Here is a 24,497-nt window from a genome sequence, read left to right as displayed (position 1 = left end):
CTTCAGAGCCAGCCCTGCCGGCGCGCGGCCCGGGCCGCCTCCATCCGGTTCCGGGTTCCCGTCTTGCCGATGGCCGAGGAGAGGTAGTTCCGTACGGTCGACTCCGACAGGTGCAGCCGTCCGGCGATGTCGGCGATCGTCGCCCCGTCCACCGCCGCCGCCAGGGCCTCCCGTTCACGGGCCGTCAGCGGGTTCGGGCCCGCGCCGAGCGCGGCGGCGGCGAGGGCGGGGTCGATGACGGTCTCGCCGCGGAGGACCTTGCGGATCGCCTCCGCCAGTTCCTCCACCGGGCCGTCCTTCACCAGGAACCCGGCCGCCCCCGCCTCCATCGCGCGGCGCAGATAGCCGGGGCGGCCGAAGGTCGTCAGGATCAGCACCCGGCAGTCCGGCACCTCGTCGCGCAGCTCCGCCGCCGCGTCGAGGCCCGACCGTCCCGGCAGCTCGATGTCGAGGAGGGCCACGTCGGGGCGGGCCACCAGCGCCCGGTCCACGATCTCGTCGCCCCGGCCGACCTGGGCGACGACCTCGATGTCCGGCTCCATCCCGAGCAGCAGCGCGAGCGCCCCGCGCATCATTCCCTGGTCCTCGGCGAGGAGAACCCGGATCGACGTGGCCGGGCGGTGGTCCTGCGGCATCTCGTTCACACCCCGAAGCGTAGGCCGGGTGTTTCATCGGTGCCCGGCGGTGGTGAGGCGGGCAGTTCCGCCGTCAGGCGGAAGCCGCCGCCGGGGGCCCGGGACGTGACGAGGGTGCCGCCGGCGGCCGTGAGGCGTTCGGTCAGGCCGAGCAGGCCGCTGCCGGCGGGGGCGGGGGAGGGGCCGCGGCCGTCGTCGGTGACGGTCAGGCGGGCCCGCTCCGGGCCGCTCGTCACCGCGATCTCGCAGCGGGTCGCCCCCGCGTGCCGGACCACGTTCGTCGCCGCCTCCCGCACCACCCAGCCGAGCAGCGCCTCCGCCGTCGGCTCCAGCGGCGGGCCCGAGCGCCGTACCACCGGCTCCACGCCCGCCGAGACGAGGGCGTCGCGGGCCCGGTCGAGCTCCGTGCCGAGGCTGCCCTCGCGGTAGCCGGTGACCGCCTCCCGGATCTCGGTGAGCGCCTGCCGGCCCACCGCCTCGATGTCCGTGATCTGGCCCAGCGCCGCGTCCAGGTCGCGCGGCGCGAGCCGCCGGGCCGCCTCCGACTTCACCACGATCACCGACAGGGTGTGGCCGAGCAGGTCGTGCAGATCGCGCGAGAACCGCAGCCGTTCCTTCTCCACCGCCGCCCGCGCCAGCTCCTCCCGGGTCGCCCGCAGCTCCCGCACCGTCTCGTCCAGGGCGAGGATCGCCGCCGTCACCATGACCGAGATGAACGTCCCGTACACGACCCCGAAGGCCGTCCAGCTGTCCCGCCACAACGTCACCGCGGCGACCGCCGCGCAGAGCGGGAGGGCGACCGTCGGCAGGAGGCGGGGGCGGCGCACCACGGAGCCCACCGCGAGGCCGAGGAGCGGGAAGAGCAGCAGCCACTCCCGGCCGTAGCCGATGGCGAGTGCGAAGGCCAGGACGGCCAGGGCGGCGAGCAGCGCCCAGGTGAGGGGGGTCTCGCGGCGGCTCCGGTCGAAGGCGCGGAAGACGATCGCGACGTAGAGGGTGTTGAAGGCGAGGAGGCCGAGTCCGCCGAGCCAGGGGTTCGGGGCGTCGCCCTGGACGAGGTGGGAGAGCGCGCCCATGCCCATGAGCAGCCAGGGCAGCAGGCTGAACCCGCTGGGCCCGCCCTCCCTCCGGGCCCGCCACCGCTCCCGTACCGTCGCCGGACGGCACACCGCCGTCGTGCGCTTCAGCAGGGCTTCCGTCATGCCGCGGGCTCCTCTTCGTTCTACGCCGTCCTCGCCGCACGACGGTACGAGACCGCCGCGTAGCCGCCGAAGAGGGCCGTCCACAGGGCCAGGACGCCGAGCGCCGCCGCCGTGGGGGCGTGTCCCCCGGCGAGGGCCCCGCCCAGCTGCGCGAAGCGGAAGGTCGGGGTGTACGCGGAGAGCGTCCGCATCCAGTCGGGGAAGAGCGCCGCCGGGAACCAGAGCCCGCCCACGACCGCGAGGCCGAGGTTGCAGGCGAGGTTGACGACGCCGGTGGTCTGGGCGGTGAGCCGGTAGCCGTTGCCGAGGCCGAGCAGGGCGAACGGCAGCGACCCCGCCCACAGGGCGAGCGCCAGCGCCGCCCACTGCCAGGCGGCCAGCCGGACGGAGTTGACCAGGGCGCCGGCGAGCAGCACTGAGACGATCGCCGGCAGGACGACCACCGAACCGGTCAGGGTGCGGCCCGTCACCACCTGCCGGGGCGTCATGGGGGTGATCCGCAGCTGCCGCAGCCAGCCGGTGGACTTGTCCTCGGCGACCCCGGTGCCGAGCGAGAGGGCCGCGCCGAGGGTGCCGTACGCGGCCATGCCGATCATCGAGGCCGTGCGGTAGGCGGTGTCGTCGCTGCCGCCCAGGAGGTTGGTGAAGAGCAGGTACATCATCACCGGCACCCCGATCGTGGAGATGACGAAGGCGGGGTCGCGCAGGGTGCGGCGCACTTCGAGGCGTACGTACGCGGTGATCATCGGGCCGTCTCCAGGGCGTGAGGGGTGGTCTGCGAGGTGGTCAGGGCGAGGAAGGCGTCGTCGAGCGAGACCGGCGCCACCTCCAGGGCCCGGATCGCGCCCCGCTCGGCGAGGGCCCGCACGGTGCCGTCGGAGTCGGTGGTACGCAGCAGGGCGCGGTCGCCCCTCACCTCGTACGAGCCGACGCCGGGCAGCAGGCCGAGCCACTCCGTCGGGCCGCCCGCCAGGTCGAAGGAGACGAGGCTGCCGCCGACCGCCCGCTTGAGCTCCTCGCTCGTGCCCGCGGTCACGATCCGGCCGGAGTCGAGGACGACGATCCGGTCCGCGTACGCGTCCGCCTCCTCCAGGTAGTGGGTGGAGAACAGGACGGTGTTGCCCCGGCGGGCGTACCCGCGCATCGCCTCCCAGAACTCCCGGCGCGCCTCGACGTCGAGCGCCACCGTCGGCTCGTCCAGGACGATCAGCTCCGGGTTGCCGGCCAGCGCGACGGCGAACCGGACCCGCTGCGCCTGGCCGCCGGAGAGCCGGTCCACCCGGCGGTCCGCGAGGGAGGTGAGGCCGGCCACGGCGAGGGCGTCGGCGACGGGCATCGGCGCCGGGTACGTCCGGGCGACGAAGGCGACGAGCTCGCGGACGGTGACGCGGGGGACCGGCCGGCCCTCCTGGAGCATCGCGCCGACCCGCCCCGCGGCGACCGCCCGGGCCGGGTCGGCGCCGAAGAGCGTGACCCGGCCGCCGTCGGGGGCGTCGAGGCCGAGGAGCAGGTTGACGGCGGTCGACTTCCCGGCGCCGTTGCGCCCGAGGAGGGCCACGGTCTCGCCGCGCCGGACGGTGAGGTCCACGCCGTCGGCCGCGCGGACGGAGCCGTACGTCCTGGTGACCGCCTCGAAGACGGCCGCGGTGTCGTTCGTCATGCGTTCGACGGTACGGAGGCGGGGGCCGCCTCCGGCAGGCACGCGTGTACGGACCCGGCGGTGACAAATGTCCTGGGTCACCGGCCGCCCGAAGTCATCTGACGTATCGTCAGGTGGGTTGGCGTACGAGGGTTCCCAACGTCCGGCCCCTCCGCTATACATGGGGGACACCGAACTGGAACGCGTTCTAAAGCGGCGCGTACGGGACGGTTCCCGCACGGCCTCGGCGTGACCGACGGTGCGGACGGTCGCGCCGAGGTCTTCCACGCCGAGCACCGCCAAGGAGCAGCAGGCCGATGCCCATTGACGCCGCCAAGGCCCTCGCCGCCGAACCCCGCAGCGCCGAGATCTCCTGGGACCACAAGGACGTCCAGCTCTACCACCTCGGCCTCGGCGCGGGCCGGCCCGCCACCGACCCGGCCGAGCTGCGCTACACCCTCGAATCCCGGCTCCACGTGCTGCCCAGCTTCGCCACCGTCGCGGGCGCCGGCATGAGGGTCGTCGGCGGACTGTCCGCCCCCGGCATCGACATCGACCTCGCCGCCGTCCTCCACGGCGGCCAGTCGGTCACCCTGCACCGCCCCCTGCCCACCCGCGGCCGGGCCGTCTCCACCTCCCGCGTCGCCGCCATCCACGACAAGGGCAAGGCCGCCGTCCTCGTGCTCCGCTCCGAGGCCGCCGACGACGACGGGCCGCTGTGGACCTCCGACGCCCAGATCTTCGTCCGCGGCGAGGGCGGCTGGGGCGGCGACCGCGGCCCCTCCGAGCGCCTGGAGGTCCCCGACCGCGAACCCGACAAGACCGTCGAACGCCCGATCCGCGAGGAACAGGCCCTCCTCTACCGCCTCTCCGGCGACTGGAACCCGCTCCACGCCGACCCCGAGTTCGCCGCCCTCGCCGGTTTCGACCGCCCGATCCTGCACGGCCTCTGCACGTACGGCATGACCCTCAAGGCCGTCGTCGACACCCTCCTCGACGGCGACGTCACCCGCGTCCGCGCCTACCGGACCCGCTTCGCCGGGATCGTCTTCCCCGGCGAGACGCTGCGGATCCGGATGTGGGCCGGCGAGGGCCGTACGCAGGTGACGGTCACCGCCGTCGAACGGGACGACGCGTCCGTACTCGCCGACACCGTCGTCGCACACTCCTGACACCCCCGAGGGGAGCCGCACCATGCGCGCAGCCGTACTGCACGAGATCGGCCAGGACAAACTGGAGGTCCTCGACGACGTCGAGGCGGTGGGCTTCGGCCCGGGCAAGGTGCGGATCCGGGTACGGGCCACCGGCCTGTGCCACTCGGACGTCTCCGCCATGAGCGGCGTCCTGCCGCAGCCCGCCCCCTTCATCCCCGGCCACGAGGGCGCGGGCGAGATCCTCGACGTCGGCGACGGCGTCACCGGCCTGACGGCGGGGCAGCGGGTGCTGCTCTGCTGGCTGCCCGCCTGCGGCGCCTGCCCCGCCTGCAGGCGCGGCCAGACCCAGCTCTGCCTGGCCGGCTTCATGAACGCCGGCACCCCCAACTTCAAGCGCCCCGGCGGGGACGTCTTCGGCTTCGCCGGCACCGGCACCTTCACCGAGGAGGTCGTCGTCGACGCCGGCTGCGCCGTCCCCATCCCCGACGACGTGCCCTTCGACATCGCCGCCCTCATCGGCTGCGGCGTGACCACCGGCCTCGGCGCCGCCCTCAACACCGCCAAGGTGGAGGCCGGTTCCTCGGTCGCCGTGATCGGCTGCGGCGGCGTCGGCATCTCCGCGATCCAGGGCGCCCGGCTCCAGGGCGCCGCCCAGATCGTCGCCGTCGACCCCGTCGAGTCCCGCCGCGAGGCCGCCCTCCGCTTCGGCGCCACCGAGGCCGTCGCCCCCGAGGCCCTGGGCGACGCCAAGCAGCGGATCACCGGCGGCGAGGGCTTCGACTACGTCTTCGAGGTCGTCGGCAGGTCCGCCACCGCGCGGACCGCGTACGAGACGACCCGGCGCGGCGGCACCCTGTGCGTGGTCGGGGCGGGCGCCATGGACGACCACCTCCAGCTCAACATGTTCGAGCTGTTCTTCGACGAGAAGCGGATCCTGCCCTCCATGTACGGCGGCGGGGACGTGCTCCGTTCGTACGAGCGGGCCATCGCGCTCTGGCGGGCCGGCCGCATCGACCTGGAGTCGCTGATCACCCACCGGGTCCCGCTGACCGGCATCAACGAGGCCCTGGAGCAGATGCGGACCGGCGCGGCCCTCCGTACCTGCATCGAGATCTGAGAGGAACCTCCGACATGTCACTGCCTCTTGAGGGGCTGAGCGCGATCGTCACCGGCGCCGGGCGCGGGCTCGGCCGCGCCGAGGCGCTCGAACTGGCCCGGCTCGGTGCCGCCGTGGTCGTCAACGACTACGGGCAGCCCGGCCGGGACGGGTCCGGGGAGGCGTCGGCCGCCCCCGCCGAGGAGGTGGCCGCCGAGATCACCGCCGCGGGCGGCCGGGCCGTCGCCCACCTCGGCGACGTCTCCGACTTCGAGACCGCGCGGGCCCTGGTCGACCTGGCCGTCGCCGAGTTCGGCAAGCTGGACGTCCTGGTCAACAACGCGGGCATCCTGCGCGACCGGATGATCTTCTCGATGAGCGAGGACGAGTGGGACTCGGTGATCCGCGTCCACCTCAAGGGCCACTTCAACACCACCCACTTCGCCGCCGTCCACTGGCGCGGCCGGGCCAAGGCGGGGGAGACCGGCGTCTACGGCCGGATCGTCAACACCTCCTCCGAGGCCTTCCTCGCCGGTTCGGCCGGACAGCCCAACTACGCGGCCGCCAAGGGCGGGATCGTCGGCCTCACCACCTCGACGGCGCTCGCGCTCGCCAAGTACGGGGTCACCGCCAACGCCATCTGCCCCCGCGCCCGCACCCGCATGACGGAGGACGTCTTCGCCGGCTTCGCCGAACCGACGGCCGGGAACGAGCTCGACCCGCTGTCGCCGGAGCACGTGGCCCCGCTCGTCGGCTACCTCGCCTCCCCGGCGGCGGCCCGGGTCAACGGACAGCTGTTCGTCGTCCACGGCGGGATGGTCGCGATCGTCGAACGGCCGCGGGTGGCGGCCAAGTTCGACACCGCCAAGGAGGTCTTCGGCCACGAGGAACTGGACGGGCTGCTCTCCCCGTACTTCGCGGAACGGCCCCCGAACGAGACCTTCGCGGCGGCCGAGGTCCTGGGCCTGAAGAAGGGCTGAGACCAGGGGAAGGCGGGGGGCGGTGGGGATGGCGGAGGGCCCCGGGGAACCGATCGGTTCCCCGGGGCCCTCCGCCACGCGCGCGTACGGCGCGGATTCGGCAGCCGGCTTCGGAAAACCGGCCGCCACGCGCGCGTGCTAGCGCTCGTCCGCCTCGCGGCGGTGCCGGCCGTGCGGCGCGGAGGTGGGTTCCTCCGTCGACGCGGCCGGGCCGCGGTGCCGTCCGGCGCCCGTCTTCTGCGACTCCTGGGCCGCCTCCGTGCTGTTCTCCGCCATGGTCGTACTCACCCCGTTGACATGCTCGTGCTGTGTTTCGTGCGGCGGTGAGTCTAACCAGCGGGTTTACGGTCCGTCAGGGGCGCCTGCTGGAGCGGCACCGGACGGCACGCGCGCGGCTGTTCCGCCGCCGCGGCCTCGGCCGTCCCGGGGGCCTCCGCTTCCGGCTCCGGTTCCTCCGGCACCGTGAGGCCCGCCAGCGCGCAGGGCAGCTCCTCCGTCGAGCACGGCAGCCGCAGGACGCCCTCGGGCGACCACGTCCCGGACCCGGCCAGCCAGCCGGGCGGGGCGGCCACCTGGTGCATCCGCCGCCCCGAGGGCCGCCACAGGCCCACCCAGCTGCCCGCCGCCGCGTCGATCCGCAGGGCGACCCCGCAGCTCTCCGGCATCAGCACCTGCCCCGGCTGGATCGCGAAGGGCGTCACCGCCGCGTCGTCGAGCCGCAGGCACTCCGGGAACCGCACCGGCAGCAGGCTCCCCAGCACCCCCCAGCCCAGCCGCTCGTGACCCGGCGAGGGCGCGTCCGAGCGGATCAGGAGCAGCCCGCTGTCCGGGTCCGCGAGCAGCAGCCGGTCGTTGCTCGTCTCGGTGATCTGAAGCAGCGGCGACACCTCGCCGCCCCGCTCCAGGTCCACCGCGACCGCCTTCACGGGGCCGTCGCCGAGCCGCCGGTCCAGGGCCAGCATCCGCCCCGTACGGTCGAGCCAGACGCCGCCCCCGCAGTGGCCCGGGACCTCCGCTACCCGCTCCGGGCCGAAGGCCCCGCCCGCCACCAGCCAGAGGGTGGTGGACTCCGGGCCCGCGTACCTCGCGTACGCGCAGATGCCGTCGGGGGAGGGCGGCAGCAGCTCCACGCGCCCGGGGCCGGGGGCCTCGACCGCGCCGAGCCGCAGCTCGCCGGTGCCCGGCCCTGTCGGGTACAGCAGCGAGAAGGTGTGGCGCCGCCCGTCCACCCGGCGGCACACCAGGACCCGGCCGTCGGCGAGCGGCAGCAGCTGGGTGTCGGGCTCCTCGGGCTGGTCCATGGGGAGCGGTACGGCGTACGGCTCCGGGCCGTCGAGGGTCCAGCGCTCCGCGTACAGGGCGTCCCCGGCACCCGCGAGCCTGGCCGCGTACGCGCCGTTCGCCGTGATCGCGAGACCCGCCGGGGGGTGGACGGCCGTCCTCTCGTGGTCGCCGTCCTCGGCCGCGGTCTCGATGGCACACGCTGTCATCGACTCGTCACCTCCGGCCACGAAGCTAGTTTTCGCACTTCCAGCCGAACAACACGAGCCCGCGCACTTCACACATAAGGGTGGCGGTGGGGGCGTTCCGTGGAGTGGAGGGGGCGGATTGTGCTGACGGGGCCAGGGGTACGTAAGGTAAGGCGAACCTAAGTGGAGGCTGTGGCTCCGTCAGGAGCCGCCCGCTTCCGCCTGCCTCGGCCCGTCCCCGCCCGCCCCCGCCGTCCTGTTTCGACGCCCGCCATCGAAGAGGAGCCCTCCTTGATGTCCCTCCGCCGCCGCGGCACCGCCGCCGCCGTCGCCCTCGCCGCCGCGTTCTCCCTCGCGGCCTGCGGAGCGGGCGACAACTCCTCCGACGCCTCCGGGAAGAAGGAGGACACGACGAAGAAGAAGGACGTCGCCGCCGGCGGCAAGGACTTCGGCGACGCGGCCGCCAAGACCGCCGCCATGGGCACCGACGCCAAGCCCGGCCAGTTCCCCCGCACCCTCACCCACGCCATGGGCACGACCGAGGTCAAGGCCGCCCCCAAGCGGGTCGTCGTCCTCGACGTCGGCGAGCTCGACAACGTCGTCTCCCTCGGCGTCCAGCCCGTCGGCTACGCCCCCGCCGAGGGCGACGACGGCATCCCCGGCTACCTCGCCAAGGACGCGGGCGCCCCCAAGCCGGTCGGCACCATCAACAACCTCAACCTGGAGGCCATCGCCAACCTCCAGCCCGACCTCATCCTCGGCAGCCAACTGCGCGCCGCCGACAAGTACGACGAACTGTCGAAGATCGCGCCGACCGTCTTCTCCATCCGCCCGGGCTTCACCTGGAAGGAGAACTACCTCCTCAACGCCGCCGCGCTCGACAAGACGGCCGAGGCGAAGGAGCAGCTCGCCGCGTACGAGACGAAGGCGAAGCAGCTCGGCACCGACGTGGGCACGGACAAGCCGACCATCTCGATGGTCCGCTACCTCCCGGGCAAGATCCGCCTCTACGCGAAGGCGTCCTTCATCGGCACCATCCTGGAGGACGCCGGCCTGCCCCGGCCGCAGAACCAGCAGGTGGACGACCTCGCCGTCGAGGTCAGCCCGGAGAAGATCGACCAGGCCGACGCAGACTGGATCTTCACCGGCGTCTACGGCGACCCGAAGGCCACCAGGAAGGACGCCGCCCAGGGCAACCCGCTCTGGAAGAACCTCAAGGCCGTCAAGGCCGGACAGGCCAAGGACGTCCCGGACGAGACCTGGTACCTCGGCCTCGGCGTGACCGCCGCGAACAGCGTCCTCGACGACCTGCGCGCCGACCTCGTGAAGAAGTAAGGACCTGGGCCGAGGGTTGTCCACAGGCTCGGACGGCGGGGTGCGGAGGACAGGTAGCCTTTCCTCCGTGCCCCGCCTGTCTGAAGTCATCGCCGAGCTCGACGCCCTCTGGCCGCCCCAGCGCGCCGAGCAGTGGGACGCCGTCGGCACCGTCTGCGGCGACCCCGACGCCGAGGTCACCCGTGTCCTCTTCGCCGTCGACCCCGTCCAGGAGATCGCGGACGAGGCCGTCGCCCTCGGCGCCGACCTGATCGTCACCCACCACCCGCTCTACCTGCGCGGGACGACGACGGTCGCGGCGGGCCACTTCAAGGGCCGCGTCGTGCACACCCTGATCAAGCACGACATCGCCCTGCACGTCGCCCACACCAACGCCGACACCGCCGACCCCGGCGTCTCCGACGCCCTCGCCGGCGCCCTCGGCCTGCGCGTCACCGGCCCGCTCGTCCCCGAGAACAACCTCGGCCGGATCTGCGAGCTCGACCACCCCGAGACCCTCGCCGAGTTCGCCGCCCGCGCCGCGAAGCGGCTGCCCGCCACCGCGCAGGGCGTCCGGGTCGCCGGCGACCCCACCACGACCGTCCGCCGCGTCGCCGTCAGCGGCGGCTCCGGCGACAGCCTCTTCGACGCCGTGCGCGCCGCCGGGGTGGACGCCTTCCTCACCGCGGACCTGCGCCACCACCCCGTCTCCGAGGCCACCCAGCACTCCCCGCTGGGCCTCGTCGACGCCGCCCACTGGGCCACCGAATGGCCCTGGTGCGAGCAGGCCGCCGCCCAGCTCGACGAGATCTCCGACCGCCACGGCTGGGACCTCCGCGTCCACGTCTCGAAGACGGTCACCGACCCCTGGTCCTCCCACCACACCTCTCCTGGAGCCCCCAACTGAACGCCGCGCCCGCCGACCAGATCCGCCTCCTCGACGTCCAGGCCCTGGACGTCCGCCTCCAGCAGCTCGCCCACAAGCGCAAGGCGCTGCCCGAACACGCGGAGATCGAGGCGCTGACCAAGGACCTCAACCAGCTGCGCGACCTGCTCGTCGCCGCGCAGACCGAGGAGAGCGACTGCGCCCGCGAGCAGACCAAGGCCGAGCAGGACGTCGACCAGGTCCGCCAGCGCGCCGCCCGCGACCAGCAGCGGCTCGACTCCGGCGCCGTCTCCTCCCCGAAGGACCTGGAGAGCCTCCAGCACGAGATCACCTCGCTCGCCAAGCGCCAGGGCGACCTGGAGGAGATCGTCCTGGAGGTGATGGAGCGCCGCGAGTCCGCCCAGGAGCGCGTCGCCGAGCTCGGCGAGCGCGTCGCCGCCGTCCAGGCCAAGGTCGACGACGCCACCGGCCGCCGGGACACCGCCCAGGCCGCCCTCGACGAGGAGGCCGCCACCGTCGCCAAGGAGCGCGAGGTCGTCGCGGGCTCCGTCCCCGCCGACCTCCTCAAGCTGTACGAGAAGCTGCGCGAGCAGCAGGGCGGCATCGGCGCGGCCCGCCTCTACCAGCGCAAGTGCGAGGGCTGCCACATCGAGCTCAACATCACCGAGCTCAACGAGGTGCGGGCGGCCGCCAAGGACGCCGTCGTGCGCTGCGAGAACTGCCGCCGGATCCTCGTCCGCACGGCGGAGTCCGGCTTGTGATGCGCGAGCTCGTGGTCGAGGCGGACGGCGGCTCCCGGGGCAACCCCGGACCCGCCGGTTACGGTGCCGTCGTCCTCGACCCGGCCACGGGCGAGACCCTCGCGGAGGCCGCCGAGTACATCGGCGTCGCGACCAACAACGTCGCCGAGTACAAGGGCCTCATCGCGGGCCTCCGCGCCGCCCTGGACCTGGCGCCCGACGCCACGGTCCGGGTCAGGATGGACTCCAAGCTCGTCGTCGAGCAGATGTCGGGCCGCTGGAAGATCAAGCACCCCGACATGAAGCCCCTCGCGGCGGAGGCGGCCCGCGTCTTCCCCCCGGACCGCGTCCACTACGAGTGGATCCCCCGCGAACGCAACAAACACGCCGACCGCCTCGCCAACGAGGCGATGGACGCGGGCGGGCGCGGGGAGCGGTGGACGCCGCGCGACACGTCGGCGGCCCAGGTCGCGGCGGCCCTGCCGCCGTCGGGCCCGCCGGGCGACGCGACGGCGGGCGCGGCCCGCGCCCGAGCGGCCCTCGCCGCCGCGACCCCGCCCGCGGCGGGCAGCGCTGCCGCCCCCGCCCCGCCGCACGGCGCCCCCGACATGTCCACCCCCGCCACCTTCGTCCTGCTCCGGCACGGTGAGACCGCGCTCACCCCCGAGAAGCGGTTCTCCGGCAGTGGCGGGAGCGATCCCGGGCTCTCCGAGGCCGGGCGCCGCCAGGCCGCCGCCGTCGCCGAGGCGCTCGCCGCGCGCGGCACGATCCAGCACGTCGTCAGCTCCCCCCTCGCCCGCTGCCGCCAGACCGCCGAGACCGTCGCCGCCCGCCTCGGGCTCGACGTCGTCGTCGAGCAGGGGCTGCGCGAGACCGACTTCGGCGCCTGGGAGGGCCTCACCTTCGCCGAGGTCCGCGAGCGGTACCCCGAGGACATGGACGCCTGGCTCGCCTCCCCGAAGGCCGCCCCGACCGGCGGCGAGAGCTTCGCCGTCGTGACCCGCCGCGTCGCCGCCGCCCGCGACCGGCTGGCCGCCGCCCACGCGGGCCGGACGGTCCTCCTCGTCAGCCACGTCACGCCCATCAAGACCCTCGTCCGGCTGGCCCTCGGAGCCCCGCCGGAGTCCCTGTTCAAGATGGAGCTGTCCGCCGCCTCGCTGTCCGCCGTCGCCTACTACGCCGACGGCAACGCCTCCGTACGCCTCCTCAACGACACCTCGCACCTCAGACGCTGAGCGCGGGAGGACGCGGGAAACCGGTGGCGGCCGCCCCCGCCCTCGTACCACCATCCCCGCATGACCTGGCACTTCACCACAGACCCCGCCGTCTTCCGCGCCGCCGCAGGCGCGCACCTCGCCGCCGAACCGGCCCGCGACACCGCCGTGCTGACCCTGATGGAGACGGCGGCCCGGCTCGGCTGGTGGACGGAGCCGGGCGGGCGGGTGACCGGTGTCGCCGCGCTCGCGCGAGGCGGCGCGCTGTCCCTCGGGGCGACCACCGAGGAGGCGGCCCGGGCCCTGGTCCTCCCGGACGGCGACGAGCCGGTGGAGCTGCGCGGCGAGACCGCGGCGGTGGAGGCGTACGCGCACGGCACCGGGCGTCCCTGGGAGCCCGCCGCCCGCATGCGGCTCTTCCGGCTCGGCGCGCTCACCCCGCCGGACCCGGCCCCGGCGGGCCGCGCCCGGCTCGCGACCGAGGCGGACCTGCCGCTGCTCGGCGACTGGACCGCGGCCTTCGCCCGCGCCATCGGCGAGGAACCCGCCGCCGACCACACCGACTTCCTCACCGGCCGGATCACCGAGGGCCGCCTCCACCTCTGGGAGGCCCCCGACGGACGCCCGGTGTCGATGGCCGCCGTCTCCCGCACCCTCGCAGGCCAGGCCCGCGTCCACCTCGTCTACACCCCGGACGCCGAGCGGGGCCGGGGCTACGCGGCGGGCGCCACCACCGCCGTCAGCCGCGCCGCCCTCGACTCGGGCGCCGCCGCGGTCGTCCTCTTCACCGACCTCGCCAACCCCACCAGCAACGCCCTCTACCGGCGCCTCGGCTACCGCCCGGTGACCGATCACCTCGCCGTCCGCCTCACCCCCCGGTCGTAGCCGTCCGCAGCCCCGCCGCCTCCCGCGCCAGCGCCTCCACCCGTTCCCAGGCGCGGGCGGCGAGCACGTCCGGCGGCAGCATCCAACCGCCGCCGACGCAGGCCACGTTGGGCAGGGCGAGGTAGCCGGGGGCCGAGGCGGCCGAGATGCCGCCGGTCGGGCAGAAACGGGCCTGCGGCAGAGGACCCGCCAGAGATCTCAGATACGGGACGCCGCCCGCCGCCTCGGCCGGGAAGAACTTCAGCTCCGTGACGCCCTCCTCAAGGAGCGCCAGCACCTCGGAGGCGGTCGAGACGCCCGGCAGGAACGGCACGCCCGACTCCCGCAGCGCCCCGAGCAGTCGCCCCGAGCACCCCGGGCTCACCAGGAACCGCGCCCCCGCCCGTACGGCGTCCGCGACACCCCGCGCCGACACCACCGTCCCCGCGCCGACCACCGCCTCCGGCACCTCGGCCGCGACCGCCCGCACCGCGTCGAGCGCGGCCGGCGTACGCAGGGTGATCTCGATCAGCGGCAGCCCGCCGGCCACGAGCGCCCGGGCCAGCGGCACGGCGTCGGCGACGTCCTCGACCACCACGACGGGAACGACGGGGGCGACAGGAACGGAGGGAGCGACAGGAACGGCGGCCGGGGCGAGCGCGAAGAAGCCGGAGGCGCTGGGCATGGCCTCATCCTGCCCAGCGCCCCCAACCCCCGCAACGGCCGTTGCGCTCCGCGCAACGGAACGTCAGTGGACCTCGTCCACCAGCACGTCGAGGGCCCCCGCCTTCGCGCCCGTCTCCACCACGTACCCGAGGTCCCGCAGCGCCTCCACCAGCTCCGCCGGGGTGCCGGGGGCCGCGCCGGACTCCAGCAGGCTCCGTACGATCCGGCCCTTGGTCGCCTTGTTGAAGTGGCTGACCACCTTCCGGGTCGGCGCGTGCAGCACCCGTACCGTCGCGGTCCGCCCCGCCACCTCGCCCTTCGGCTTCCACGCCGTCGCGTACGCGGCCGAGCGCAGGTCGAGCACCAGACCGTCCCCGGCCGCCTCCGGCAGCACCGACGCCATCGCGCCCCGCCAGTGCGTTCCCAGCGCGCCGAGCCCCGGCAGCTTCACCCCCATCGAGCAGCGGTACGACGGGATCCGGTCCGTCACCCGCACCGCCCCCCACAGCCCGGAGAAGACGAGCAGCGAGGCGCCCGCCCGCTCCCGCGCGGCCGCGTCCAGCGTGGCCAGGCCCAGCGCGTCGTACAGGACCCCGGTGTAGATCTCCCCGGCCGGCCGCGCGCCCGCCGTGCGAAGCCCGGCGTTCTTCGCGACCTCGCCGCGCAGCCCCTCGCTCAGGCCGAGCACCTCGCGCGCCTTCTCCTCGTCGGCGGCGCACAGCTCGACCAGCTCGTCCAGGACGGCCGCCCGCGCCTCCGCGAGCCCCGGCAGCGACAGCGACTCCGGCTTGAGCGGCGCCCCGGCCCCGGAGGGCGCCTTGCCTTCGGAGGGCGGCAGCAGCACGAGCACGGTGGTTCTCCTTCGTACGGACCAGAAACGGGGGTGCGGCCCCGGCATGCCAGCGTACGAGGTGCCCGCCCCCCCGACATGCCTCCGCCCCACGGCATGCCACCCCCCACCTCCGTGACATGCCACCCCGCCCCCACGACATGCCACCCCACGCCCCCCGTCCTACGCTCGGTTGCATGCCCCGCCGCCACATCCACGTGACCGGCGCAGCCGAGGCTCCGCTGCGGGCCGCCCTGCGCGCACTCCGTACCGAGCTCGCGGTTCCCGAGGGCTTTCCGCCCGCCGTGCTCGCCGAGGCCGAGGCCGTCGCGAAGAACCCGCGCCTCCCGGCGCAGGACGCCACCGACCTGCCGTTCCTCACCATCGATCCGCCCACCTCCACCGACCTCGACCAGGCCATGCACCTGGCCCGGCGGGCCGACGGCGGCTACCGCGTCCACTACGCCATCGCCGACGTCGCCGCCTTCGTCGCGCCCGGCGGGGCGCTCGACGCCGAGGCCCACCGGCGGGTCCTCACCCTCTACTTCCCCGACGGCAGGGTCCCCCTCCACCCGCCGGTCCTCTCCGAGGGCGCCGCCAGCCTGCTGCCCGGCGAGCCCCGCCCCGCGCTCCTCTGGCGGATCGACCTCGACGCCGAGGGACGCAGGGTCGCCACCGACGTGCGCCGGGCCCTGGTCCGCAGCCGCGCCAGGCTCGACTACGCGACCGCCCAGCGGCTCATCGACTCCGGCACCGCCGAGGAACCCCTCGCCCTCCTCCGCGACATCGGCCGGCTCCGCGAGGAGCGGGAGGCCGAACGCGGCGGGATCTCCCTCGCCGTCCCCGAACAGGAGATCGTCGAGGTCCCCGGGGACCGCACCTACTCGCTCGCCTACCGGGCGCCGCTCCCCGCCGAGAGCTGGAACGCGCAGATCTCCCTCCTCACCGGCATGGCCGCCGCCGACCTCATGACCGCCGCCGGGACCGGCATCCTGCGCACCCTGCCGGTCGCCCCCGACGGGGCCGTCGCCCGGCTGCGCCGCACCGCCGAGGCGCTCGGCGTCGACTGGCCGCACCACGTGTCGTACGCGGAGGTGGTCCGGCACGCCGACCCCACCGACCCCCGCCAGGCCGCCTTCCTCCAGGAGTGCACCACCCTGCTGCGCGGCGCCGGCTACACCGTCTTCACCGACGGGCAGCTGCCCGACCCGGCCGTGCACGCGGCCGTCGCCGACGAGTACACCCACTGCACGGCCCCGCTGCGCCGGCTCGTCGACCGGTACGCCTCCGAGCTGTGCGTGGCGGCGGTCGCCGGGAACGAGCCGCCCCCGTGGGTGCGGGCCGCGCTGCCCGACCTGCCCGCCACCATGGCCACCGGCGCGCGCCGCGCGTCCGCGGTCGAGCGCGAGTCCGTCGACATCGTCGAGGCGGCGCTGCTCAGCGGCCGGATCGGCGAGCTCTTCGACGCGTACGTGATCGACGTCAAGGAGCGCGAACCGTCGGTCGGCACCGTCCACCTCGACGCCCCTGCGGTGGTCGGCCGGGTCTCCGGCGGTACGGCCCCGCTGCCGCTGGGCGAGTGGCTGCGGGTCAGGCTCGCGGAGGCGGCCCCGGGAAGGGCGAAGGTCCTGTTCACCCCGGCGTGACGCCCTCGGACACGGCTCCGCGCACGGCCTCGTACAACGCCGTGGGATCGTCGGCGTGCAGCCGGATGACGGACACGGCCCGCACCCCGCCGAGGAGCCGGACGACGTCCACCGGCTCGGACAGCTCCAGCGTGACGGAGGTCCGCGACCCGACGGCCAGGTTCAGCTCCCCGTCCCGCTTCTCGTGGGTGAAGACGTTCTCGCGGCGGACGGCCGCGATCTGGTCCAGCGGGACGGCCACGTCCACGTGGGCGGCCTGCCGGACCCGCAGCCGGCCGCCGGCGAGCACGTGCGGCCGGGTGACGGAGGCCGCGTGCAGCCCGAGGACGAAGAGGACCGTGTAGACGTCGAGGACGAGGACGACGGCGTGCACGACGGGCCATCCGGCCAGGAGCCACGACATGCCGACGGTCTCGACGAGACAGACGAACGCGAACCCGTACATGAGGGCGGCCTGCTCCCGCGCGTGCGGGAACACCCCTTCCGCCCCCGCGGTCCCGTGCGGCCGCCGAGCCGCCCACCGTCCGAGGGCCGCCATCAGCCTCAGCTCGTGCGAGACCAGCCGCAGCACCCGCTCCGGTACGAGCTCCGCCAACGCCTCCCGCCGCGTGAACCCCCGCCGCCGCAGCCGCAGCCACACACCCCCCTCGACGACGAGCAGCACGCCCACGACGACTTCCCCGCCCGCGAGCACGACCCCTGGTACCGGCACCCCGCCGACCAGCAGCACAAGCAGCACCACCTCGGCGGGAAGCGCGGCGTACGCGACCGCCCGCAGCCCCCGCAGCACGACCCCCCGCTCACGCCCGGCCACGGCGGTCCCGCTCCTGGACGAGGCGGAGCGCCCGCCGCACGGCGGCGGCCTGAGCGGGCGCGAGATCGGCGAAGAAGACGTCGGCGAGCCCGCCGGCCCCCTCCTCGGGCAGCTCGAACCGCCCGATCCCGTCCGGCAGCACCCCGGCGAGCACCCGAGCGGCCTCCTCGACCCGAGGATCATCGACTTCGGCACCGGCGAGCGCGTCGAGAAGCCCGTACACCTGCCCCGCGCTCCCGGAGACCTCGTGCATCAGCCCCATCAGCCGGGCCCGCTCCTCCTCGGGCACGACGGTGTCGAGCAGCGCGAGGACCTCCCGGTCCTTCACGGCCATCGGCGAGTCCGGCAGCTCCCCGACCCCCGCGAGCAGCGCGGCCAGCTCCGGCGACACCGGCCCCTCGGCGGTGAGCCGCCCGCCCCGCGCGTCGTCGAGCAGCCCGGCGAGCCGCGCCCGCCGCTCCCGGATCACGGCCTCCTGACGCGCGAGATCCGCGTCCAGCTCCTCAAGCACCTCCACCAGCTCCCGTCCCTCGTCGTCGGCGAGCACGTCCCGCACCTCGTCGAGCCCGAGCCCCAGCTCGGCAAGGCGCCGCACCCGGGCGAGCAGCACCGCGTCCCGGATGCCGTACTCCCGGTAACCATTGGCCAGCCGCGCGGGCTCGGGCAGCAGCCCCAGCCGGTGGTAGTGCCGCACGGCCCGGGGCGTGACCCCGACGAGCGCGGCGAGTTCTCCGATCCGCATACCCTCATGAGAAACCCTGACGCTGCGACAAGGTCAAGCGGTGTCGATCAGGCGGGTAGCATGGTCGGCACGGCAGACGAGCCGGGCGGACGGCCGCGTGGAGATCCCCGGATCTCCCCGAGGAACGTCCGGGCTCCACAGAGCAGGGTGGTGGCTAACGGCCACCCGGGGTGACCCGCGGGACAGTGCCACAGAAAACAGACCGCCGGGGGCCTCGGCCCACGGTAAGGGTGAAACGGTGGTGTAAGAGACCACCAGCGCCTGAGGCGACTCAGGCGGCTAGGTAAACCCCACCCGGAGCAAGGTCAAGAGGGGACACCCCGGTGTCCCTGCGCGAACGACCGAGGGCTGCTCGCCCGAGTTCGCGGGTAGACCGCACGAGGCCGACGGCAACGCCGGCCCTAGATGGATGGCCGTCACCCCGACGACCGCGAGGTCCCGGGGCACAGAACCCGGCGTACAGCCCGACTCGTCTGCCACCTCAAGGCTTCTGACCAGCGAAACCGCGGGTCAGTGGCCTTCTTCGTGTAATGGTGGGCCCTCGCCTCCCGGGTCGGAGACCGTACCGGGGCCGTCGCGGCGCCTCAGGCTTCCCAGGTCTGCCGGTCCAGGAGCCGCGGTGACAGGATGAGGCGGTGCTCGACTCCCTGCGTGAACCGTGGCTGCGCGGCATCGCCTTCAACCGGGCGGCGCCCTCCGGCGTACTGATACGCCTGGTGGACCGGGCGGCCGGTGAGGCCGGACCGCTGATGTGCGAGGGCCGTCACCTGCCCGACGCCGTCGTCGACGAGGCCCTCCAGCACCCGGCCCGGGAGATCCGCCGCGCGCTCGCCCGCAACCTGCACGTCGACCCGGCGCGACTCGCCCCCTTGGCGACGGACCCGTCGGGGCTCGTTCGCGCGTCGCTCGCCCGTGGCCTCAGCGTCAGTCCCCGATGGATCCGGCCGCTGCCGGACGACGTCCTCGTCACCCTCCTGACCGCTCAGGACGGGGGCGAGGACGGCAGGCTCGACGCGGGCGAGATCATCGGGAAACTCTGTTCCTCCCGACAGATCCCGCTGTCCTTCCACCGTTCCCTGGCCGACCGTGAGCACCCCGAACTCCGGAGACGGGCCACCTGGGACTGGCACTCGCTCACCCCGGCGCAGCGGGAGAGGCTGCTCGACGATCCGGACCCCGCGGTCCGCGAAGCGGCGCAGGCCGGGAGCTGGGTGCTGGACCCGGAACGGGTGGAGGCCAAGCTGCCGTCCTTCTCGCGCGGCGGCGTCTTCGTGTTCGGCATGTGCGCCCTGTCCCCCGCGCTCATCGAGCGGTGCTTCACGGACGACACGCCGTACCTCCTGACCCTGGCCCGGAACCGCCACGCCCCGGCCTTCGCCGTCGCCCGGCTCGCCCGCCACCCCGAGGCGAAGGTCCGCGCGGTGGCCGCCGTCCGGCCCGACCTGGGGCCGGACCTGGTCGCGGAGTTGAGGAAGGACCCGGACGACGACGTGCGGATGCGCGCACGCCTCCACCCCTTCCTCCGCACCTGGGTCGAGTACGAGATGATCGAGAGGGCCGTCGATCACGGTCCGGACTGCACCTGCCCGATCACCGAGCCCGCCGTCGAGCCGTCACCCGACTGGTTCGCCGCCTGCGCGGTGTCCGGGGAACCGGTACTCCGCCGGGTCGCGGCGAGCTGGCCCCGCCTGCCCGCGGAACTCGTCGCAGCACTCGCGCAGGACGACGACGAGGAGGTACGGATCCGGCTGGCCTGCCACCACCCGCTGGCTCCGCCGCGCCTCCTCCTGAACGTCTTCGTCACCCGCCCGGCCCACCGTCCGCACCTGCTGACCCTGCCCGCGTTCCCCCGCACCGGCACGGCCCACCTCATCGGCCACTCGGATCCGCAGGTGCGCGCCCTGGCCGCAGCCGATCCCGCCCTGCCCGACCCTCCGCTGGACGACCCCGACGAGTCGGTGCGCCGGGCAGCCGCCGCCAACCCGTGCCTGACACCGCAGGCACTGGAAGTCCTCCTCGTCGACCCCCGCACCGCAGAGGGCGCCGCGGCCAACCCGTCCCTCCCCGTCCCCCGCATGCACGACCTCCTCGACCACTGCCTGAACACCGCCGCCACCCCGCCGCCGACGGCCTGACGCCGGAGCGGTGTCCCCGCACCGCCGAGTGGCCGGCCCCGGCAGCCGACGGGCCGGAGGGCGGTTTCCCTGGTGCTTTTCCCGGACACGTCCAGGGGCGTGCGACGATCACGACGTGATCACCCCTGCCCCTCCGCCGCCTGACGCACCGCGCTCGCCCATACGTCGTGCGTCGGCCATGTCCGTGCTGGCGGCGTTGCTGGACCGTTCGGTGGAGCAGATGGCGGAGGCCGCCGCAGACGTGCGCCTGTTCGACCGGGAAGCCATTCGCGCGGCAGCGGACGTGTGGGACAACAACCTGTTTCCGCTGTTCTGGGCGGCGAGCACCTCCAGGGCCGGTGAACGCGAGCGGCGGGCGATGACCGTACTGGAGTGGATGGCCGGTCTCGGTGAGCGGCGGCGCGCGTGGATGACCGAGCAGGCCGCGGTGGCCGGGTACGACATCGAACCGCTCCTGCCACCACCCGTACCGTCCACACCGGGCCGTGACTACCGCGGACACGTCATGGCACCGCAATGCCGACTTGCGCGCCGGAACGTGGAGGAGCTGGTCCCCGACTACGATCTGGCGACGGGGTCCGTCCGTCACTTGCGGGTGGAGCGTGCAGGTACCCGCCTGACCGCTTTCCTTCAGGTGGCAGTTGACCGCAGGTTCGCCGTCGACGAGTCCGCGCCGCCCGCCCTGCTGGACGTATGGCTGGACGACGTCACCGACGTCGTCTTCAACCTGTCCGACACGCGGGGGCTGGTCTTGGACGCCGGAGCGCGGGAGACCGGGATCGCCCTGGGCCCTGGCGGCCGGCTCCGCGCCGCCGGTGGCGAGTACCGCCTGGACGACCGTTCATGGCACCTGTCGGCCGCCGGCCGGCGCGCGGACGCGGTCGTCCCTCCCCGTACCCGCCGGTCGGGCCGCCCGCGTCGGCCGCCGGGCGGAGACCTGGGCTCCGACGCGTATGCTGCCGCCGCGCTTCTGCACCATGCCATGGTGGAGCTCCGCTCGGTGCGTTACGCCGCCCGCGCGGATCACGTCCCTGTGCTCAAGCTGTGCCGGGCCTTCGCAGGAGCGGGGGAAGCGATCCTGGCCGCCGGGTCGCAGCACGGCGCCCGCCGCCGAGAGACGGCCTTCCGGGGCGTGATCCGAGCGTGGGCCGGTCGCGGCGGCCCGGACCTCACCCGCTGGTTCGCCGGGGTGCTCAGGGGCCGCGCGGGCCGCCCGGACATCATCGAGACACCCCGGGCCCCCGATGCTCCTGAACGGACGCCTCCCTCCCGCGGCACCGAGGTGTCCGGCGCGCCTACGCAGGCAGTCCTCGTCATGGCCGCCTGGACGGCGGCACACACTGACTACCGGACAGAGCGTCCGGCCGCCGCGCAGCTTCAGTTCGCCCTGCCGCCCCGCGCCGACGAGAACCCTTCAGAACCCTGGCGACTGCGTACCGTCGACTGCGCCGAGCCGGACGCCTTCCGCCTGCGCACCGACGCCTTCCAGGGGCCCGGCCCGCTCGTCCAGGCGGGAGCGCCCCCTGCCGCCCGCGGCCTCGACCTGCGCCAGGGAGCCTTGTACGTCGCGACCGGAGCCGGCTGGAGCCCGCCCGTGAGCTGACCCGCACGGCTCGGTGGGTTTCTCCTCCTCGGCCCCTCTGCGGTGCCGAGCCCACCGGGGCTGTGGCGTCAGGGGTCGACGAGCCGACCGACGGCCTTGGCCAGGATGAAGCCCGCAGTGTTGGCGTCGACGTTGACGGTGACCGCGGCACCGCCCGATACGTACATACGTACTGGAGAACCGAATTGGTGGCGGCGTGCGACCCCGAGGCCGCCACCATAGTTCAGCGGCCTCGACGCGAAGTGGACGGGGAGCTGGGCCTGCTGCGTGTTGCCGTCCGAGGCCCAGATCTCGTCCACGGTGTCGTTCTGCCCGATGGCGGCGTAACCGGACAGGTGCTCGACGATCAGCAGCTTTCCGGCCGGGACGGGGTCCATCACCACGGACACTCGGGTGCTGGGAGCGGCACTGTTGTCCTGGTACTTCACCGACGACCACGGCTGGATGCCCATGCTGAGCGCCTTCCCGTCCTCGATCCGGAGCCGCCTCCCGGCCCGCTGCGTGCATGCTCGCACCCGCTGCCGTCATGCGCCGTCCGCCTTGACGCGCGGGACGCGAAACCACCCGAAGGAGTCGAACGATGTCGCCGCCGAACTGAACGGGCAGGCCTCACAGGACGCTCGGCCGGGAAGCGCCGACCGAAGACCTGTCTACACTGCTCAAGGCTCAAGAGAGCCGGTCGTCGACTTTCCGTCGGCATATGGCAGAACTACGGCGGGGGAGCGGTGAAAGTACCCGCGGAACTGGTCGGCGCTTGTGTCACGCGCCTGGCCTTCGACCACCAGGCCCGGATCACCTTCGCCGATCAGACCCCGGACGGCCGCGTCCGCGTCAATGGCGAGCTCGTCATCGAGACACCGTTCACCCTCACCGACGCCTCGGGCCGCCAGGCCCTTCTGACGCCGGGCACCGGACCGTCCTTGGCGCCGCTTCTCGGCCTGTTCGCCAGGGTCGTCACCGAAATCGGGGTCACCGGGCGAGGAACCCTGTCACTCGGCTTCGACGACGGCACTCGGCTCGGCGTCGAGCCGGACCCCGACTACGAGTCGTGGAATCTCACCGGCTCGGGAATCGATCCCGTCCTGGTAGGCCCGGGCGGCGAGACCGACTGGCGACACTGATCACCGCCGAGACCTACACCATCGCGGGGACTGTAGACGCAACGCTATGACCTGCATAAACGTGCAGGGATGGTGCTTCCGTGGCTACTTTGATGGCTACGTAACAAGACATCCCCGCCCGGATCGACCCGGACGGGGATGTCGTCGCCCCTGAGATCAGACGGTCCCTTCGATGCGCTCGAAGATGTCCGCGTCCGTCTCCCGCTGCCAGGCCGGCAGGTCGGACCAGTCGGCGACATACCCGGGCTTCGGGTCCTCGAAGTGCCTGAACATCTGGGCGGTCCAGCAGATCGCGACGAAGCGGCCCTTCTGCTCGCGGGTGAGCCGGGCCGCATGCCCGCCGCTGACCTCGATGAAGTCGCGCACCTGCCCGTACACGGCGGCGGCGGCTTCGCGCTCCCACGCGGGCGTCTCGTCCCACGGCGTGACGTAGCCAGGCTTGGGCTCGCCGGGATAGTGCTTGTTCACGCCGTCGATCCACGCCTCGCGGAAGATCCGGCCGTCATTCATGCGCGTGTCCCTCTCGTCATGCGGTGCGCGGAAGCGCCGCGATTCGGTGATCAAGAGTCGAGACTCGGTCATCGGACATGAGCGGGGCAAGACGCTCTCGAAGCCCGTCCAGCTTCTTGCCGATGAATCCCGAATTCGACCGGTCGGCCAGTCCGAGTGCTTGCTCCGCGTAGTGCACGACCTGGTCGATGTCCCGCCTGTGCGCCCCGAGTACGGCGAGGTCGCTCAGAACAGCAGCGCGGCGACGCAGGGACAGAGGCTGGGCAAGGGCTGCGGTGAGCGCTTCCTCGGCGAGATCAGGGCGGCCCAGTTGGAGGTAGCAAGCTCCTCGCTCCTCCGCCAGGCGGGAGCCGTCGAAGCGGAGCCAACCGCCGTTGTGGGAGTGAGCGCCGTCGAGGGCGTGTACTTTCTCAGCTTCGTCCAGTGCCCGGTTGCACGCGTCGAGATCGCCCACGGCCGCGTACGCCTGCGCCTGGACAGCCGCGACCCAGTGACGGGTGGAAAGAGTATCGTCGCCCCTCCGGGCAATCCGGAAAGCCGCAGCGAGCAGGGGTTGCGCGGCGTGCGCGCGGCGCGCGTACAGCTCGACGTACGCGTGGCGGGTCATGGCACAGGCCCACAGGTCGTGGGCACCACCGGTGTAGGCCGCGTTGGCGGCCAGTGTGTAGCACTGGGCGGCGTCGGTGTACCGGTTGGAGTCGAAGAACAGCTCGCCGACGAGCTGGTAGAGGTCGGCCGTCATCCGACACAATCGGGACCGATCCACAGCAGTACGTGTCTCGGTCAGCCCCTTCGCCATCACATCGAGCTGTGCGCGCACCACAGGGAACACGGCCTGCTTGGAGTCCGACAGCGCGTAGACCTGCCAGAGGCTGCGATGGAGGGCGTCCCCCGTCTCCAAGAGCGTCGACGCCGCCCTCTCTCGGGCGGCCTCACCGAAATCGGGAAGAGCGACCAGCGCACCCGTAACGGCGAGCAGACCCAGGACTTCGCGGCGCTTCATGTCGTCATCATCACCATGGAGGAGGGGAGGGGCAGCGGAGAGCCCGACTTCCTCGGCCGGCTGTTCGTCGGAGAAGAGGGCTTCCAGCTCGGGGAGGTTCACTCCCAACAGCTCTGCGATCTTCGGTCGTTGGTGGGGGCGCGGGGTGGCGCGGCCACTTTCCCAACGAACCACGGTGGACGCGGCCACCGAGAGCGCTTCTGCGAATTCCTCCTGAGAGTAACCCCGGGCCGCT

25 protein-coding genes and 1 other RNA gene are annotated in these 24,497 nt (G+C 73.7%); 13 read left to right on the top strand and 13 right to left on the bottom strand.

Annotation, left to right across the window (positions count from 1 at the left end):
- Nucleotides 1-2: 2 nt before the first annotated feature.
- Genes QK442_RS01995 through QK442_RS01980 form a run of 4 tightly spaced genes read right to left on the bottom strand, consistent with a single transcriptional unit; the run spans nucleotide 3 to nucleotide 3,497 of the window.
- The gene (locus QK442_RS01995; RefSeq protein WP_282692058.1) at nucleotides 3-635 is read right to left on the bottom strand and encodes a response regulator transcription factor; all 633 of its coding nucleotides are present in this window, start codon (nucleotides 633-635) and stop codon (nucleotides 3-5) included.
- Between the two features lie 5 nt (nucleotides 636-640).
- Nucleotides 641-1,837, bottom strand: coding sequence for a sensor histidine kinase (locus QK442_RS01990; RefSeq protein ID WP_282691981.1), 1,197 nt, complete (start codon nucleotides 1,835-1,837; stop codon nucleotides 641-643).
- 20 nt (nucleotides 1,838-1,857) lie between these two features.
- Nucleotides 1,858-2,580 (bottom strand): ABC transporter permease, encoded by a 723-nt coding sequence (locus QK442_RS01985; RefSeq protein ID WP_282692057.1) that lies wholly within the window; start codon nucleotides 2,578-2,580, stop codon nucleotides 1,858-1,860.
- Nucleotides 2,580-3,497 (bottom strand): ABC transporter ATP-binding protein, encoded by a 918-nt coding sequence (locus QK442_RS01980; RefSeq protein ID WP_282691980.1) that lies wholly within the window; start codon nucleotides 3,495-3,497, stop codon nucleotides 2,580-2,582. Before QK442_RS01980 ends, QK442_RS01985 begins: the two co-directional genes overlap by 1 nt.
- A 296-nt stretch (nucleotides 3,498-3,793) precedes the next feature.
- Between QK442_RS01980 and QK442_RS01975 the strand changes: the two genes are divergently transcribed.
- The 3 genes from QK442_RS01975 to QK442_RS01965 are packed head-to-tail and all read left to right on the top strand — an operon-like array spanning nucleotide 3,794 to nucleotide 6,706.
- Nucleotides 3,794-4,648, top strand: coding sequence for a MaoC/PaaZ C-terminal domain-containing protein (locus tag QK442_RS01975; protein WP_282691979.1), 855 nt, complete (start codon nucleotides 3,794-3,796; stop codon nucleotides 4,646-4,648).
- A 22-nt stretch (nucleotides 4,649-4,670) separates the two neighbouring features.
- Entirely contained in the window at nucleotides 4,671-5,747 is a 1,077-nt protein-coding gene (locus QK442_RS01970; RefSeq protein WP_282691978.1) for a Zn-dependent alcohol dehydrogenase, read from the top strand.
- Nucleotides 5,748-5,761: 14 nt separating this feature from the next.
- Nucleotides 5,762-6,706, top strand: a complete 945-nt coding sequence (locus QK442_RS01965; RefSeq protein ID WP_282691977.1) for a 3-oxoacyl-ACP reductase — start codon at nucleotides 5,762-5,764, stop codon at nucleotides 6,704-6,706.
- A gap of 138 nt (nucleotides 6,707-6,844) precedes the next feature.
- Here QK442_RS01965 and QK442_RS01960 read toward each other — a convergent pair whose 3' ends face one another.
- Together QK442_RS01960 and QK442_RS01955 are read right to left on the bottom strand one after the other, a co-directional pair.
- A complete protein-coding gene (locus QK442_RS01960) occupies nucleotides 6,845-6,982 on the bottom strand; it encodes a hypothetical protein (RefSeq protein ID WP_282691976.1) in 138 nt (45 codons plus the stop codon).
- A gap of 53 nt (nucleotides 6,983-7,035) precedes the next feature.
- On the bottom strand, nucleotides 7,036-8,196 hold the full coding sequence (locus QK442_RS01955; RefSeq protein WP_282691975.1) for a hypothetical protein: 1,161 nt from the start codon (nucleotides 8,194-8,196) through the stop codon (nucleotides 7,036-7,038).
- 273 nt (nucleotides 8,197-8,469) lie between these two features.
- Here QK442_RS01955 and QK442_RS01950 point away from each other — a divergent pair, with 273 nt between their 5' ends.
- The 5 genes from QK442_RS01950 (at nucleotide 8,470) to QK442_RS01930 (ending at nucleotide 13,214) form a co-directional block, all read left to right on the top strand.
- The gene (locus QK442_RS01950; protein ID WP_282691974.1) at nucleotides 8,470-9,510 is read left to right on the top strand and encodes an iron-siderophore ABC transporter substrate-binding protein; all 1,041 of its coding nucleotides are present in this window, start codon (nucleotides 8,470-8,472) and stop codon (nucleotides 9,508-9,510) included.
- Between the two features lie 67 nt (nucleotides 9,511-9,577).
- Complete coding sequence (locus QK442_RS01945; protein WP_282691973.1) at nucleotides 9,578-10,396, top strand: Nif3-like dinuclear metal center hexameric protein; 819 nt, start codon at nucleotides 9,578-9,580, stop codon at nucleotides 10,394-10,396.
- Complete coding sequence (locus QK442_RS01940; protein ID WP_282692055.1) at nucleotides 10,393-11,136, top strand: C4-type zinc ribbon domain-containing protein; 744 nt, start codon at nucleotides 10,393-10,395, stop codon at nucleotides 11,134-11,136. The genes QK442_RS01945 and QK442_RS01940 overlap by 4 nt, the downstream gene beginning before the upstream one ends.
- A complete protein-coding gene (locus tag QK442_RS01935) occupies nucleotides 11,136-12,350 on the top strand; it encodes a bifunctional RNase H/acid phosphatase (protein WP_282691972.1) in 1,215 nt (404 codons plus the stop codon). Before QK442_RS01940 ends, QK442_RS01935 begins: the two co-directional genes overlap by 1 nt.
- Nucleotides 12,351-12,410: 60 nt before the next feature.
- The gene (locus QK442_RS01930) at nucleotides 12,411-13,214 is read left to right on the top strand and encodes a GNAT family N-acetyltransferase (RefSeq protein ID WP_282691971.1); all 804 of its coding nucleotides are present in this window, start codon (nucleotides 12,411-12,413) and stop codon (nucleotides 13,212-13,214) included.
- Here QK442_RS01930 and eda read toward each other — a convergent pair.
- Nucleotides 13,198-13,878: a bifunctional 4-hydroxy-2-oxoglutarate aldolase/2-dehydro-3-deoxy-phosphogluconate aldolase gene (gene eda / locus QK442_RS01925; RefSeq protein WP_282691970.1), complete on the bottom strand. Its 681-nt coding sequence runs from the start codon at nucleotides 13,876-13,878 to the stop codon at nucleotides 13,198-13,200. The genes QK442_RS01930 and eda overlap by 17 nt on opposite strands.
- Before the next feature lie 63 nt (nucleotides 13,879-13,941).
- A complete protein-coding gene (gene yaaA / locus QK442_RS01920; protein ID WP_282691969.1) occupies nucleotides 13,942-14,709 on the bottom strand; it encodes a peroxide stress protein YaaA in 768 nt (255 codons plus the stop codon).
- Nucleotides 14,710-14,885: 176 nt separating this feature from the next.
- Between yaaA and QK442_RS01915 the strand changes: the two genes are divergently transcribed.
- Entirely contained in the window at nucleotides 14,886-16,334 is a 1,449-nt protein-coding gene (locus QK442_RS01915) for an RNB domain-containing ribonuclease (protein ID WP_282691968.1), read from the top strand.
- Here the strand turns inward: QK442_RS01915 and QK442_RS01910 are convergent.
- Both QK442_RS01910 and QK442_RS01905 read right to left on the bottom strand, forming a co-directional pair.
- Nucleotides 16,321-17,148, bottom strand: a complete 828-nt coding sequence (locus tag QK442_RS01910; RefSeq protein WP_282691967.1) for a hypothetical protein — start codon at nucleotides 17,146-17,148, stop codon at nucleotides 16,321-16,323. The genes QK442_RS01915 and QK442_RS01910 overlap by 14 nt on opposite strands.
- Nucleotides 17,135-17,890 (bottom strand): MerR family transcriptional regulator, encoded by a 756-nt coding sequence (locus QK442_RS01905; protein WP_282691966.1) that lies wholly within the window; start codon nucleotides 17,888-17,890, stop codon nucleotides 17,135-17,137. The genes QK442_RS01910 and QK442_RS01905 overlap by 14 nt, the downstream gene beginning before the upstream one ends.
- 77 nt (nucleotides 17,891-17,967) lie before the next feature.
- Between QK442_RS01905 and rnpB the strand changes: the two genes are divergently transcribed.
- The 3 genes from rnpB (at nucleotide 17,968) to QK442_RS01890 (ending at nucleotide 21,628) form a co-directional block, all read left to right on the top strand.
- An RNA gene (rnpB, locus tag QK442_RS01900) (RNase P RNA component class A) lies at nucleotides 17,968-18,366 on the top strand.
- Between the two features lie 159 nt (nucleotides 18,367-18,525).
- Nucleotides 18,526-20,025, top strand: a complete 1,500-nt coding sequence (locus tag QK442_RS01895; RefSeq protein WP_282691965.1) for a hypothetical protein — start codon at nucleotides 18,526-18,528, stop codon at nucleotides 20,023-20,025.
- Between the two features lie 178 nt (nucleotides 20,026-20,203).
- Nucleotides 20,204-21,628, top strand: a complete 1,425-nt coding sequence (locus tag QK442_RS01890; RefSeq protein ID WP_282691964.1) for a hypothetical protein — start codon at nucleotides 20,204-20,206, stop codon at nucleotides 21,626-21,628.
- A gap of 68 nt (nucleotides 21,629-21,696) precedes the next feature.
- Here the strand turns inward: QK442_RS01890 and QK442_RS01885 are convergent, their stop codons facing one another.
- Nucleotides 21,697-22,080 carry a hypothetical protein gene (locus QK442_RS01885; RefSeq protein ID WP_282691963.1) on the bottom strand — a complete coding sequence of 128 codons (384 nt, stop codon included), beginning with the start codon at nucleotides 22,078-22,080 and terminating at the stop codon, nucleotides 21,697-21,699.
- A 273-nt stretch (nucleotides 22,081-22,353) separates the two neighbouring features.
- Between QK442_RS01885 and QK442_RS01880 the strand changes: the two genes are divergently transcribed.
- Nucleotides 22,354-22,749, top strand: coding sequence for a DUF6188 family protein (locus tag QK442_RS01880; protein ID WP_282691962.1), 396 nt, complete (start codon nucleotides 22,354-22,356; stop codon nucleotides 22,747-22,749).
- A gap of 156 nt (nucleotides 22,750-22,905) precedes the next feature.
- On the opposite strand, the gene QK442_RS01875 is transcribed toward QK442_RS01880, so the two are convergent.
- Nucleotides 22,906-23,259 (bottom strand): hypothetical protein, encoded by a 354-nt coding sequence (locus QK442_RS01875; protein ID WP_282691961.1) that lies wholly within the window; start codon nucleotides 23,257-23,259, stop codon nucleotides 22,906-22,908.
- A 16-nt stretch (nucleotides 23,260-23,275) separates the two neighbouring features.
- Complete coding sequence (locus QK442_RS01870) at nucleotides 23,276-24,451, bottom strand: helix-turn-helix transcriptional regulator (RefSeq protein WP_349239627.1); 1,176 nt, start codon at nucleotides 24,449-24,451, stop codon at nucleotides 23,276-23,278.
- Nucleotides 24,452-24,497: the final 46 nt, after the last annotated feature.

Origin of the sequence: Streptomyces sp. CC208A (assembly GCF_030010625.1) — a bacterium.
Classification (GTDB): Bacteria; Actinomycetota; Actinomycetes; order Streptomycetales; family Streptomycetaceae; genus Streptomyces.
This window is presented reverse-complemented; position numbering and strand designations above follow the sequence as displayed.